Source organism: Neobacillus niacini, from assembly GCF_046591715.1.
GTDB lineage: Bacteria > Bacillota > Bacilli > Bacillales > Cytobacillaceae > Neobacillus > Neobacillus niacini_L.
Window position 1 is genome coordinate 801,601 of record NZ_JAWVNQ010000001.1, and the last position, 15,581, is coordinate 817,181.

The 15,581-nt window shown below is 38.1% G+C and carries 9 protein-coding genes; all 9 read left to right on the forward strand.

Annotation, left to right across the window (positions count from 1 at the left end; all coding sequences use genetic code 11):
- Positions 1-118 precede the first annotated feature (118 nt).
- Positions 119-1,891, forward strand: a complete 1,773-nt coding sequence (locus SFC47_RS03975) for a sensor histidine kinase (RefSeq protein ID WP_411252944.1) — start codon at positions 119-121, stop codon at positions 1,889-1,891.
- Complete coding sequence (locus SFC47_RS03980; protein ID WP_411252945.1) at positions 1,885-3,375, forward strand: response regulator; 1,491 nt, start codon at positions 1,885-1,887, stop codon at positions 3,373-3,375. The genes SFC47_RS03975 and SFC47_RS03980 overlap by 7 nt, the downstream gene beginning before the upstream one ends.
- Before the next feature lie 53 nt (positions 3,376-3,428).
- Positions 3,429-4,739 (forward strand): ABC transporter substrate-binding protein, encoded by a 1,311-nt coding sequence (locus SFC47_RS03985; RefSeq protein WP_411252946.1) that lies wholly within the window; start codon positions 3,429-3,431, stop codon positions 4,737-4,739.
- Positions 4,740-4,957: 218 nt separating this feature from the next.
- Positions 4,958-6,271 carry an ABC transporter substrate-binding protein gene (locus SFC47_RS03990; RefSeq protein ID WP_411252947.1) on the forward strand — a complete coding sequence of 438 codons (1,314 nt, stop codon included), beginning with the start codon at positions 4,958-4,960 and terminating at the stop codon, positions 6,269-6,271.
- An 85-nt stretch (positions 6,272-6,356) separates the two neighbouring features.
- Positions 6,357-7,223 (forward strand): carbohydrate ABC transporter permease, encoded by an 867-nt coding sequence (locus SFC47_RS03995; RefSeq protein ID WP_411252948.1) that lies wholly within the window; start codon positions 6,357-6,359, stop codon positions 7,221-7,223.
- Entirely contained in the window at positions 7,223-8,116 is an 894-nt protein-coding gene (locus SFC47_RS04000; RefSeq protein ID WP_411252949.1) for a carbohydrate ABC transporter permease, read from the forward strand. The genes SFC47_RS03995 and SFC47_RS04000 overlap by 1 nt, the downstream gene beginning before the upstream one ends.
- An 85-nt stretch (positions 8,117-8,201) precedes the next feature.
- Positions 8,202-11,039 (forward strand): family 78 glycoside hydrolase catalytic domain, encoded by a 2,838-nt coding sequence (locus SFC47_RS04005; RefSeq protein ID WP_411252950.1) that lies wholly within the window; start codon positions 8,202-8,204, stop codon positions 11,037-11,039.
- Positions 11,040-11,085: 46 nt separating this feature from the next.
- The gene (locus SFC47_RS04010) at positions 11,086-14,007 is read left to right on the forward strand and encodes a family 78 glycoside hydrolase catalytic domain (protein WP_411252951.1); all 2,922 of its coding nucleotides are present in this window, start codon (positions 11,086-11,088) and stop codon (positions 14,005-14,007) included.
- A gap of 87 nt (positions 14,008-14,094) precedes the next feature.
- Complete coding sequence (locus tag SFC47_RS04015) at positions 14,095-14,823, forward strand: response regulator transcription factor (protein ID WP_411252952.1); 729 nt, start codon at positions 14,095-14,097, stop codon at positions 14,821-14,823.
- Positions 14,824-15,581 lie beyond the last annotated feature (758 nt).

Sequence of the window (15,581 nt, forward strand, 5' to 3'; positions counted from 1 at the left end):
GTATGCTAATTCTTCAGCCCTTGCTTTTTTGCAGGGGCTGTACTTCTTTTATTTTCATATAGTAATACTTATTAATTCGGTTTATGATAACTATATTAAAAGAATAAGGATGTCGATCATGCGATTAATAATCAGAAGAGTCAGAAATCACCTCCGCGATGACAAAATTAGATATAAGTACTTTTTTATCATGATCTGTCTTTCCATTTTACCACTTTTATTGCTAGGCTTTATTTCTTTTAATATAGCAAAAAATACTCTTGTTCAAAATCAGCTGGAAACGACAGGTAATAACCTTCGGACTTCTAGTGAAGTTACGGATTTATTATTTAGAAATATTATTAATATGGAGCGTGTCATTTCATGGAGCAATAGCGTTCGTGAAGAATTGGTTGACAGCGCGGCATTTTCAGAAGTAGGGAAAAATGTATTAGACGAGAACACAACGAAACGAATGCAGGATTTGATATCCAGCTATTTTATTGATACTCAGGACATCGATTCGGTTTGTTTATTTGACGTTTATTTTCGCCCTGTGTGCTACGGGAATGATAAGAGTATCGGCAAGTACCATACTAGCAAAATATACAGTGATATTTCTAAAACTGAATGGTATAGGAGTAGTGTTAGTACTCAAGGAAGGCCCATTTTCTTGAGTTATAATGTCCTCGCCAATGATGAGGATGATACGACGTTTTCTTCTGTTAAATTATTGCGCGATCCGCATAATATTTTTGATACGAAGCAAATTGGTTTACTTGTGGTTAATATCAAAAAGTCGATGTTTTCAAGAGTGCTAAAAGATGATAGTGATAGTGTAATAGCTGTAATTGATACGTCCAGAGAGGGAGGGAATACAGTATTTAGTAATCCCTCTGTCTTAAATGAAGAGATAAGTGAAGGAAAACATACCTTATCCAGTTTTGAAGCATTAAAAAATAAAGGGTATCTAGTCAGCAGCTACACCAATCAAACAACCAACTGGACGCTAGCCTATATTACAAAAGAGAAGGATCTTTTAAAACAGTCAAATAAAATTGGAATCATAACTGCCAGTATAGCTGCTATGATTGCGATAATCGCTTTATTTATATCTTACATTCTTTCTGGAAAAGTTGCCCGGCCGTGGGTGCAATTAAAGAAGATGACGATTGACTGGGCTAAGGGACTTTGGGGATCTGGAGGAAATAACGAAAGTGATACAATTGGAGCCATCGGCGAAACCTTCCAAAGGATTACGGTTGAGAATATGGAGTTAAATGAAAGGCTGATTCATTCACAGTTAAAAGAGCGAGAAGCGGAACTTCGGGCACTGCAGGCCCAAATAAAACCGCACTTTTTATACAATACCCTGGATTCCATTTATTGGATGGCAATCCTGCAGAAGAACCAGGATATTGCAGAGATTGCAGTCGCTTTATCGGAAACCTTTAAATTGAGTTTAAATAAAGGTGAAGATTTGATCCCAATCTCCAAAGAATTGGAGCATATTCATCACTACTTGACCATTCAAAATTTTCGATATCAAAACCGTTTTCAGTATATCGAGGATGTTGATCCATTATTACTGGACAAACCAATCCTTAAATTGCTGCTGCAGCCGTTTGTGGAAAATGCTATTTATCATGGATTAGAGCCAAAGTGCGGTACAGGCACCATAGAGCTGAAAGGGAAAATTGAAGGAGAATGGATTATTTTCACCATATGTGATGATGGAGTTGGAATTGAGGATCTCAATGCTACAGAGAGCGGTTATGGACTTAAAAATGTTCGAGAAAGACTTAAGTTATTATATGGACAGGATAGTACGCTTTCCTTAACAAGTAAGGTGAACGAAGGAACTTGTATTGAGATCAGATTTCGGGAAGCTAGGGGGGAAAAGCAGTGTTAAAGGCAGTTATTTTTGATGATGAATACATTGTCCTTCAAGGCTTACAAATGATGATTGATTGGTCTAAATACGGGATTGAATTGGTTGGCACTGCCACAAACGGGTATGATGCCATCGATTTAGTTGAAACCCATTCACCTGATATTGTTTTTACCGATATTCGAATGCCTGGAATGGACGGTCTGCAGGTGGTTGAGAAAATTCTAGGTGCCACACCAGAAATTATTTGTATCGTATTTAGCGGATTTAATGAATTCCAATATGTAAAAAAAGCTCTAAAGCTTGGAGTATCAGACTATCTAGAAAAGCCAATCACGATTCCAATGATGGAGGACACTTTAAAGAGAACACTTGAAAAAATAACAGAGCAAAAGAAAGTTATTACTCTAAAGGAAACATTGGAGGATAGTCGGAATGTTCTCCTTGAAAAAGCTGCAATGGACTTGCTTTTTCAAGGTGAAGAGGCATTACCCAGATGGCGGAGTAGTTATGGAGACAGACTAGAGGATATTGTCGGTGTTACGGTTCTGGCCCTATCTGAAAAAATCCCAGATATTATAAGTCAAACTTCATCCTGCTTTTCTTTATATCTTCGAAATGGGGATGAACATCTACTTGTTATTTTTCATTTTCAGGAAGACCACTCAGAGCTTTTAAAGGAATTATTATATTGGCCATGTGAACATGGAATCACGGTTGGGTCTGGACGTACCTATCCCAATCTTACAGATGCAGCCAAAAGTTATAAAGAAGCACAGCAGGCATTACGGTATGGACAGTTTATGGACCAGGGAGAATGGACAAGATTTGAGGGAATTGGCGAAAATCCCAATATACCTGGTGATTTGTCGGAACAAGAAGAGGCGATTATTTTCTATTTGCGGACAGGAGATAAATCAGGGCTATTCCGGCAGCTTAATGAATTTATTAACAAAGTCCAGTCCCAAAGGTTAAATCCCGATGTAATAGAACGAGAAATTCTAAAGCTGATCTATCTAGGAATGGAAGTAGCGAAGGAAACTGGGGAAGATGTATCAACCATGAACCAAGGAAATTTCCTGCCTCATATAGAAATTAGGGTGCTAAATACAAAAGAGAAAATGTTCAGCTGGCTTAAGGATCAAATGGAAATGATTATAGACTGGTTCCTTCAGATTCGACATGATAAAAAGCATGAAGCGGTCGAGAAAGCTGCTAAATATATAGAAAAGAATCTCTCAAATGATTTGACACTTCAGGAAGTTGCAGAGTATGTTGGAATGAATCCTACTTATTTTAGTCTTCTTTTTAAGGAAGAAATGAAACTTTCCTATATTAAATATTTAACCAAGCTTCGAATGGAGCGGGCTAAAATACTTTTACGTGAAGGATATAAAGTTGCAGATGTAAGTGAAAAGGTAGGGTATCATACCTATCGTCATTTTTCGGAATTATTTAAGAAACAGGTTGGAGTAAACCCGGGTCAATATCGAGATTCTTTTTAATACTCATTACTTATTACACATGAAGAAATTGATAGAAAGAAGCGGGAATCGGTATGTTGAAGAAAAGAAAAATACTAGCAGGGTTCATTCAAATTGGACTATTTATAAGTATCATGACAGGCTGCAGCAGTAATGCTGGAAGAATTATTAATCATACAGACACTAAAGAGGTTACCGTAACTATACTATTTGATAGTCAAATTGAACAGGACGGAATTAGAGCTGTTGCCGCAAATATTGAAAAAAAGTATCATATTAAAACCGAAATTGAAACACGTCCCACTGGTGTTGAAGGGCATCAGATGATAAAAACGCGATTGGCAACTGGAGATATGACTGATTTAGTTTTTTACAATTCAGGGTCCTTATTGCAAGCCTTAAACCCAGAGGAGTACTTTGTTGATTTGAAAAATGAACCATTTATGATGGATGTCCTAGAACCCTTTAAGAAGTCGGTTACGGTTAATGATAAGGTATTTGGGGTCCCAGGAGGCAATGCCTTAGCTGGGGGATGGCTGTATAATAAAAAGGTATACAAAGAGTTAGGCTTATCCATACCTAAAACATGGAAAGAATTGATGGACAATAGTGAGAAGATAAAGGCTGCAGGTAAAACAGCCGTCATTGGTACCTATAAAGAGAACTGGACATCACAACTTATTGTTCTAGCTGATAATCACAATGTCATGGCTGAAACTCCAACTTTTGCAGAAGATCTTACAGTTCATAAAGTTAATATCGCCACGACTCCGGCTGCATTAAGGAGCTATGAAAAATTATCCGAAGTTTTTCAAAAGGGTTATTTAAACAGCGACTTTCAATCTACAAGCACAAATGATGGACTAAAAATGTTAGCAGAGGGTTCGGGTGTTCAGTATCCTAGTATGTCAATAGGACTGATTGCTATAGCTAAACAATATCCTGATCAAGTAGATGATATTGGATTTTTCCCCCAGCCTGGGGATAACCCCGATAGTAATGGATTGACGGTCTTTATGCCAGCTGCCATTTATATAAATAAGAATACTCAAAATTTAGATGCCGCAAAAAAATGGTTAGAATATTTTATCTCACCTGAGGGGGTAAAAACATATCAAGCGAGCAAATCCCCAATAGGTCCTTTTGCAATAAAAGGATTAAAGGTTCCCAATCAAGTTATGCCAGCAGTAGAGGATATTTTAACTTATTTTGAATCCGGAAAAATCACACCTGCACTAGAATACCTTAGTCCCTTAAAAGGACCTAATTTACCACAAATCACTGCAAAAGTGGGCAGTGGAACCATCTCAGCAAAACAAGGTGCACAATTATATGATCAAGACCTTGAAAAACAAGCAAAACAACTTGGCCTTAAAGGTTGGTAGTAAGATAAACGTTTTTTAAAGAGATAGTCTTCTTTCATTAAATCATGAAAGAGGACTATTTTTTTTGAAATAATACTCAAAATCTTTAATATCCAAAAAAACCGGACGTATTCCAAAAAAAGCATCACTTAAAAATTAATGTGAAAGCGCTTAAAATTAAATTAATCACCAAGAGGAACACAATGTTTTGGAGCAGACATTTAAGAGGGGGAAAAAACATGGCCAAAAGAAAAAAGATTGTATCATTGCTGCTTAGCAGTGCATTAATGGCAGGTGTATTAGCAGGTTGTACAAGCAAAGAAGAAACTGGTACAGGCGGCAGCAAAAGTGGAGAAACAGAAACAATTACATTTTTAATTGACAACCAAACACAATTAGATGGGATCGAAGCCATTATTGATGAATTTGAAAAGAAGAATAATATTAAAGTAGAAATTGAGACTCGTCCAGGCGGTGCGGAAGGCGATAATATCATTAAAACGCGGCTTGCAACTGGGGATATGACAGATTTAGTCTGGAATAACTCAGGATCACAATTACAGGCACTTAATCCCGAACAAAACTTTGTAGATCTTAGTAAAGAACCTTTCATGGAAAACATCATGGAGGACTACAAGGATGCCGTTTCTGCCAATGGAAAAGTATTTGGTATTCCAGGAACTCCAACGAATGCTGGAGGCTGGTTATATAACAAAAAGGTATATGAAGAACTTGGACTTACTGTTCCAAAAACATGGGACGAGTTAATGGCAAATAATGAAAAAATTAAACAAGCTGGTAAAACAGCTGTTATTGGAACGTTTAAAGATACTTGGACATCACAAGTAATCGTACTAGCAGATAACTACAATGTCCTTGAAGAAAATCCGACATTCGCAGAAGATTTTACTGCGAACAAAGCAAAGATCTCTACTACTCCAGCGGCTCTTCGCAGTTTTGAAAAATTAGAGGAAGTATTCAAAAAAGGTTATATGAATAAAGAATTCCTAGCAACTGGATATGATGCAGGTTTGAAAATGTTAGCAGATGGTGAAGGAGCACACTATCCAATGATTACGTTCGCTTTGGCAAATCTTGCAACAACCTTCCCAGACAAAATGCAAGATATCGGAATTTTCGGTCAGCCAAGTGACAGTGCAGAAAACAATGGGCTAACGGTGTGGATGCCAGCAGGAATCTTTATTAACAAGAATAGTGAGCATATTGATGCAGCTAAGAAATTTTTAGAGTTTTATGTTTCTCAAGAGGGTGTGACAATTTATTCATCTAAAATCCCGCCAACTGGTCCATTTGCTATTAAAGGTGTAGAACTTCCTGATGATGTGTACCCAGCAGTTAAGGATATGATTCAGTACTTTGAATCCGGTAATAATGCTCCTGCTCTTGAATTCTTAAGCCCTGTCAAAGGTCCAAGTTTAGAGCAAATTACAACACAGGTCGGAAGCGGCATTAGTTCCGCAAAAGAGGGTGCAGAATTATACGACAAAGATGTTGAAAAACAAGCAAAACAATTAGGTCTTGAAGGCTGGTAGAAAATTTTAATCGTTCAAACATTGGCCCTGACTAGACTCTAGCAGGGCTAATCTTTTACTAACGCTTGTAGGGAGGGAGCAGCAAATGAATAAGTTAGAAAATAAAACGTACACCTATTACTTCTTATTACCAGCAGGAATTGTTTATTTTATCTTTTTCTTGTTGCCAACGATTATGTCCCTGTTTTTCAGTATGACATGGTGGACATTAACAGATTGGAAATTTATTGGTTTTGAAAACTTCGTAACATTCTTAACAGAACCTTCACTAAATATCGGTTTTAAAAACACATTAATTTACGCAGTTGTGACTAGCGGTTTGAAGGTCATTATTGGTCTTCTCCTCGGTGTTTTTCTTAGTTCAAAGCTGAAAACAGTCGGGTTTATTCGTTCAATGGTGTTTTTTCCAACTTTACTTAGTACCATAGCTGTTGGAATTGCATTTACCATGATGATGCATCCTTCACAGGGGATCATTAATATTGTGCTTAGCGGGCTTGGGATTGTTGGTCCAGATTGGTTAGGTGATACCAAGATTGCTCTATTATCCGTCGCCTTAGTGGATGTATGGAAGGGGATCGGGATGGCAACGGTCATTTTCATCGCTGGTATTATGTCGATTCCAGAGGATTATTATGAAGCTCTTATGATAGATGGCGGAAATGCTTGGCATAAATTCAAAAGTATTATTTTACCGCTTAGCCGGCCGGCGATGAACACTGTCATTATTTTATCTTTCATAGGCGGATTACGTTCTTTTGATTTAATTTGGACAATGACAAAAGGCGGTCCAGGTTTTAGTACTGACCTGATTGCATCAATTATATATAAGCAATATCAGGCTGGTTTCTTCGGTCTCTCAACAGCTGGAAACGTAATTTTATTTATACTCGTTTCTGTTTTAGCATTCCCTCTGTATGCGTATCTGAATAAAAAAGAGGTGGATTTGTAATGAGTAAGGCAGTGATAAGCAACCCTAATTCAACCCCTTTAATAAATCCAAAAAGCAGGGTAAAGACAAGTAAAAAGCTATGGAAACTATTTGTTGAAACTTTTTCAGTGTTGGCTACCTTAGGTATCTTTGGAATTCCTTTTTACTTTGTCATAATAAATGCATTTAAGAATACACAGGAATCTTCTTTATTAAATATGAATTGGCCAAGCTCCTTTCATTTTATAGAGAATGTGAAAGAAGTCATCAGTGCGAGAGATGGCATGATTATCACTGCATTTTTTAATAGTGTGATGATAACCGGAATATCAATTGTTTTATTAATCATTCTCGGTGCCGCTGCTGGTTATGTCTTACAACGTAAAGTAACGAAAGCAACTCCCTTCTTTAATTTTCTAATCTTGGCTGGGCTGATTATCCCTCCTGCAGTCGTTCCAACCATTTGGGTTCTGCAGGAAATTGGACTGTTTAAAACAATGCCTGGAATTGTCCTTGTAGAGGTTGCATTGAATTTGCCGTTTACCATTTTATTGTATCGAGGATTTATGGTGACAATCCCTAAGTCACTCGATGAAGCAGCATTAATGGATGGATGTGGAAGATTTAGATTGTTTTTTAACATCATTTTACCGTTGTTAAAACCAGTATCAGCAACTGTAATCGTTCTAACTGCGGTGAGTGTCTATAATGATTTCGTTAATCCACTATACTTCTTCCCAGGTGCTGAAAACGCAACATTACAGTTAACACTCTATAATTTTATGAGCATGTACATTACAAAGTGGAACCTGTTATTTACAAATGTTCTCTTAATCTCAATTCCGCCTCTCATCCTATTTATTATTTTTAATAAGAAGATTGTAGCGGGTATGACAGCTGGGTCGGTAAAGTAGAATATCATTCAAAGTTAGAAAAGAGAAAAGACCCGAAAGTTCCAATTATTCATAAGTTATCGGGTATTTATATGGGAGGAGTTTTATGGAATGGCAGGCAAAGTGGATTTGGGATAAAAGTGGTGAACATCCAAGAAATCAATGGTCCTGTTTTAGAAAAATATTTACCAGTTCATCGGAATATGAGTCTGCAACACTTTCTATTTCGGCAGACACAAAGTATACGGTGTATTTGAACGGTGAACAAATAGGGTCTGGTCCAGTTCGCGGCTGGACAGATGAATGGTATTATGACCAATACGATTTAAACGGGTTAAATAATGGGGAAAATGTGCTCGCAGTATTAGTTAATCATTATGGGATGGGAACCATGCATTATATTGAAGGGCGCGGTGGAGTAATCGCACAAATTGATTTTTATCAAGATGGCCAAGCAGTTGATCAATTACTGACTGATGATTCTTGGAAGACAGCCATTCACAATAGTTTTAAAAAAGAAACTGTAAAAATGTCAAATTGTTTATCATGGTCGGAAATCTTTGATGCTGGACAGTTTTACACTGATTGGAATCAATTAAATTTTGACGATTCAACTTGGGACCATGCCAAGACTATCGGTTTCTATCGGACCAATCCTTGGAAAACTTTAATCCCAAGAGATATACCTCATTTAACCAATGAAGACATTTATCCTAAAAGAGTCTTAAGCTTAAAAGAAGTTAAACCCATTTCCCAACATTATTCAATTGATTTAAAACCAACATTTTTTCCTGGTGAAGCAGATAATAACTCAGGGAAGATTATGCAAGGAATTGTGGTTACTGAAATACAAGCAGAGCAAGAGGTTGAGGGAGTTATGACCCTGACTATTGATGCACATGCAGAAGCAAAATGGGAATTTAAACTGAATGGTGAAACGTATAAAACTCAAAATGGAAAATATGAAAAAGTGAAGCTGAGAGGAGGTTCTAACCTATTACTAATAGATGTTGGAGGATCTTTTCATGAACCGACCATTCATCTGGCATTTCATTTTTCTCAAAAAATCAAATTAAAAGCTCCTTTTTATCAAGATGACTTGAGTTTTTTGGCAATTGGACCATTTTATTCAGAAACCCGGCTGCAAATAGGCAGACCTGCTCAATATCAAGTCCCTGTTCATGAAGAATATATAAAAATGCAGCAAGTGACAACGTTAAAGGAATTAGAAGCATTTGAAAAATGGACTAAAGTAATACCGAACGAGCATGTATTTACAGAAAACGTAAGCCTGCTTTCCATATTTAAAAAAGACATTAAAAGACATGCGCTCGATTTTAGACACCAGAATATGATTTTGCCTAATCACAGTTTTACCTCTGTAGAACCAATGGAGAATGGGGACACAGAATATCTAATCGACTTCGGTAAGGAATACTTAGGAAATGTAGAGTTTGAAATTGAAGCAGCGAAAGGGACGATATTCGACTTCTTTTTCTTTGAAAGTCTCCATCAAGATGGAAGGATTGAGCATACGTTTTCCTTGAACAATTCTTTACGATATGTTGCAACTGACGGACGGCAGGTGTATCGGTCTTTTATTCCTAGAGGGTTCCGCTATTTGTTGTTAACAATTCGAAATCTTAACACACCATGTAAAATCTTTAAGATTAGAGCGGATTTAACTACATTTCCTACCGGAAATGTTGGAGCATTTTACAGTTCTGATTATAAGTTAAATCAAATATGGGAAATCTCTAAGCACACTGTCCGCATGTGTGCCCAGGATACCATCATTGACTGTCCAGCGTATGAACAGGCACTTTGGACGGGTGACTCCTATAATATATCCCTGATGAATTACTACACATTTGGAAACTATGATTTAATTAGGCGCTGTTTAAAGCTAATCTCAAAATCTGTTTACCGTTCTCCTTTACCAGAATCACATGTACCGAGCGGATGGCAGAATGTTTTAACCGCATGGTCTATTCTGTGGATGATGGCATGCCGCGAATATTATCGCTATGCTGGAGACTTAGATTTTATTAAAGAGGTTTACCCGGAACTTAAGCTGACGGTCCAACGTTTTCAGCAATTTATTAATGATGATGGATTAGTAGAAATTGAGGCGTGGAACATGTTAGATTGGGCTCCAATGGATACAAATCATAAAATTGTTACTCACCAAAATGCACTTCTGGTCGAAGCATTACGACAAACTTCCTATTTAGCGTCGATTATTGGTGAACATGAAGATCAAATAAACTTTCTCACTTTAGCAGAAAAATTAAAACAAGCAATCAACACTTACTTATGGGATGAGGAAAATAAAGTTTATGTCGATAGTATTCATGAGGATGGGAATAAGTCCAATATTTACAGCATACAAACGAACCTTATGATCTATTTAACAGATTGCGCTATAGGTCAACGCAGGAATTTGATAGAGGAGTACATAAAAAATCCTCCTGAGAGATTTGTTCAAATTAAAAGTCCATTTGTTCTATTTTTCTATTATCAAGCGTTAATGCAGTTAGGGGAAAATGCTAGGGTGATAGAAAATATTCTTAAGATTTATGGTTTTATGCTGGAGCATGACGCTACAACCTGTTGGGAAGGCTGGGAGTTAATTGAGGGAGACTTCAGCCGTAGTCATTGTCATGCGTGGTCTGCAGCCCCAACCTATGTTTTTGGAATTCTTTATTTAGGGGTAAAGCCGCTAGAACCTGGGTTCAAAAAAGTATCCATATCACCGAATTTAAATGGATTAAAGTGGATAAAAGGCACTGTACCAATTCCTCAAGGCATGATTGATATTTATTGTAAAGACTTAGGAGAATATATCGATTTGCAAATTACCATTCCTGAAGAAATTGAATTCGAAATTACTGCATCAGAAAATACAAAAATTCAAGTGAATGGCAAACCATTTTCTTTCTAGGGCCAATCATTTAGTTAAAACAATAAAATGAAAGGAGTGATTCAATATGAATAAATTATCTGTGTCATCTCTTACTTGTGAATATTTACAAAATCCCCTAGGTATTGACGTTCGTAAGCCGCGGATAAGCTGGCAATTACAATCAGATCGTCGTGGAACAATGCAGCTGGCCTATCAATACCAAGTTTCACTTACTAAGAATCATTTTGATCTGCCGCTTTGGGACACTGGCTATACGAAGTGTGATCAATCGCTGCATATCCCATATGAAGGTCCCGAGCTATCTTCCTGTACAAGATATTATTACCGGGTAAAGGTTTGGGATAATTTTGGCAGGGAGTCAGATTGGAGCAGTGTTTCATGGTGGGAAACAGCATTTTTCGAAGCTAGTGAATGGAAGTCAGGCTGGATAACACCAAATCCCGAGGAGCTTGCCCCGGAATCAGAACCTGCTTTTCTTTTACGTAAGGAATTTAAATTAAAATCCGGAATTCAATCAGCGCGGATATATGCCACAAGTGCTGGGCTTTACGAGCTTTATTTAAATGGGGAACGAGTTGGCGTTGATTTACTTACACCAGGATGGACGAGTTACCATAAAAGATTACAGTATCAGACCTACGATGTGACAGAACAGCTGAATAGCAGTTCTAATGCAATCGGGGTTATGTTAGCCGACGGCTGGTATAAGGGCAACCTTGCATGGGAAGGCAAACGGAATACTTACGGTGATACACGTGGGATATTGCTTCAATTAAATGTTCGTTATCTGGACGGAACAGAAGAGGTCATCGTCACGGATCATTCCTGGAAGGCTTCAACAGGTCCGATATTGTTTTCAGAAATTTATCATGGAGAAACGTATGATGCTCGTCTCGAACAAATAGGCTGGTGCAATTCTGGATTTAATGCAACAAATTGGAAAAGTGTAGTGGTTCTTAATTCTCAGCTAACCAATTTGATTGCACAGGAAAACAATCCTGTCAGAGTTACGGAGACTCTTCAACCTATCACTGCTTTTGTAACACCTAATGGAGATATAGTTATTGATATGGGTCAAAACATGGTAGGCAGGATTCGATTCAAGGTACAGGCACCCTCAGGTACAAATATTGTAATGAAGCATGCTGAGGTACTTGATAAAGAAGGAAATATATACTTTGGCAACCTGCGAAGTGCAAGCCAGACAATTGAATATATTACCAAAGGCGAGGGTGTGGAGGAATATGCACCTGCGTTCACCTTTCAAGGCTTCCGCTATGTAAAGGTCGAAGGCTATCCTCTTCACGACGGGGCACTGCCTGTTGTGAATTTTGTGGGCGAGGTTATTCATAGCGATATGGAACAAACGGGTATTTTTGAAACTTCGAACCCGCAAGTAAATCAGCTTCAACATAATATTGTTTGGGGACAAAGGGGGAATTTTGTCGACGTCCCTACTGATTGCCCGCAGCGTGACGAACGATTAGGCTGGACTGGGGATGCACAGGTATTTATCAGGACTGCATTGTTTAATTATCAAGGAGGACCATTTTTCAAAAAGTGGTTGAGAGATTTAAAGGCTGATCAATTTGAGGATGGCGGTGTTCCATTTGTCATACCGGATGTTCTCCCGGATAGTGAATCCTCATCTACTGCTTGGGGAGATGCGGCAGTCATATGTCCATGGACTGTATATCTTGTTAACGGTGATAAGCACTTGCTGGCTGAACAATATGAAAGTATGAAAAAATGGGTAGAATTTATCCGACAGCAAGGAGAGAACGAATACCTTTGGAATACTGGCTTTCAGCTGGGGGATTGGCTGGGATTAGATGCGAAAGAGAACAGCTATATTGGCGCAACAGCGAGAGACTTGATTGCCACTGCTTTCTATGCGTACTCAGCAAGACTTGTTCGGGATGCTGCAGTAGTTTTGGGGAAAGCAGAGGATGTACGCCATTATAGTGAACTAGTAAGTGGAATTATACGCCATTTTAATCTGGAATTTATAACTTCGAATGGAAGGTTAACCTCTCAAACTCAAACGGCTTATGTATTAGCATTAGTATTCGATTTGGTGGATGGAAAGGTGAGAGAACGAGCTGCATACGAATTAAATGAACAGGTCTTAGAGAATGATTACCACCTTACAACCGGATTTGTTGGAACTCCGTACCTGTGTTTTGCTTTATCTAATAATGGTTACCATGAAACGGCCGTTAAATTATTATTACAAGACACCTATCCTTCCTGGCTGTACTCTATTTCCAAGGGAGCAACCACCATTTGGGAGCACTGGGATAGTATTAAACCGGACGGCAGCTTTTGGAGCGATGACATGAACTCTTTCAATCATTATGCATATGGTGCCATTGGTGATTGGATGTATCGGGTAGTTGCAGGGCTTGATATGGATGAAAGTAGACCTGCCTATAAACGAATTCGTATTCAGCCTAGGCTGGGCGGAGCTGAACTAACGCATGTTAAAGCTGTTTATCATTCTATGTATGGAAAAATAGTTTCAGCATGGACAATCACCGAACATGAAGTGCAAATTGAGGTTGAAATTCCTGTCAATACATCAGCCGAAATTATACTGCCTCATGCAAAGTTAATAGATATACAGGAAGGCGGGGGACCTCTAACGGCTTCAAAGGGTATTCTATCAAAAACTCAGGCTTTAGACGGTGTTCACTTAGAAGCAGGTTCCGGTGTATATCGTTTTAATTATCCTAATGTTAGAGGACTTGGCAGAGTTTATACGGTTGAAACAAGACTGATCGACCTGCTGAATGATGATTGTGCAAAGGAGATATTGGAAAACTATGCACCAGGAATTACAAAGCCAAACCCAACCGCAAATTTAAAAATGAAAACATTAAATGAATTAACTGCTCATAAAAGAGCCAAAATTCCACAAGAAAAACTACTAGATTTAATCAGTGAACTAAATCAGGCTGCCTCAGCTCAATATAGTTTGAGGTAATAGTATAGAAACAACCTCCCATTTTTGTTACTTATAATATTATTCTTCTATATTTATGACAGACCAAGTAGTATGGGGGTGAAATAGATGTTGAAGGCCGTTATTTTTGATGATGAATTTATTGTCATTGAGGGGTTAAAAAGAGTCATTAACTGGTCCGAAAATGGAATTGATTTAGTTGGAACGGCAAATGATGGGATAAGTGGACTATCATTATTCTATTCTATGAAACCAGATATTATTTTTACTGATATTCGCATGCCTGGGATTAATGGGTTGAAACTAATTGAAGAGGTCATGGATACTGCTCCTGATACCATTTGTATAGTTATGAGCGGGCACAGAGAATTTGAATATGTTAAACAGGCATTGAAAATAGGGGTTGCAGATTACCTTGTAAAACCTATTACAGTTCAAATGATCGAGGAAACAATTGAAAAAGTTAAGAAGAAAAGGTTAAAGGAAAAGATACATTCTTCGTTTCTATTAACTCATAAACACGAGGCCGTTGAGAAGGCTTGCAGGTATATTTATGAAAATTATAATAAAGAAATATCGCTCCAAGAAGTCGCAGATTATACAGGATTAAACCCAAATTATTTTAGTATTTTATTTAAAGACCAAATGGGGAAAACCTATATAAAATACTTAACTGAGCTGCGAATGGAAAAAGCTAAGCTCATGCTTCAACAAGGTCAAAAAGTAATGAATGTAAGCGAAAAGGTAGGGTACCATACGTACCGCCATTTTTCAGACATCTTTAAAAAATATGTTGGCGTTTCTCCAGGTCAATATAAAAAAGTAGAAAATGATTAACATGGTATTCCAATTGGAATACCCTCAGGCTGTCGAGAAAATCTCGACAGCCTTTTTAATAACTTTAACATTGGACCACGTATTTCTAATATTATTGTTGTACAATCCTCAAGACCCCGGGTGAAGGACAAATCCTACTGCCAGCGCTTACGATTTGTCCTTAAGACCCCGGATGAAGGACAAATCCTATTGGCAGGACAAACGATTTGTCCTCAAGACCCCGGATGAAGGACAAATCCTACTGCCAGGACAAACGATTTGTCCTCAAGACCCTGGATGAAGGACAAATCCAACTGGACAGACAAACGATTTGTCCTCAAGACCCCGGATGAAGGACAAATCCTACTGCCAGGACAAACGATTTGTCCTCAAGACCCCGGGTGAAGGACAAATCCTACTGGCCAGACAAACGATTTGTCCTCAAGACCCCGGATGAAGGACAAATCCTACTGGCCAGACACACGATTTGTCTTCAAGACCCCGGATGAAGGACAAATCCTACTGGCCAGACAAACGATTTGTCCTCAAGACCCTAGATGAAGGACAAATCCTACTGCCAGCGCTTACGATTTGTCCTCAAATGGCATGTACAATACGTAGCGAAAAAATCGGAAGGTTAGACTCAGAGAAAAAATGCCGAGAAATGCCCTTTCTCGACAAGCTGAGGGTATTCCAATTGAAATACCCTTTTCAATTGATTTAGTGTAAATAAACATCGAGCTGAAAAAAACAGACATTTTTCTGATAAATAAGACAAT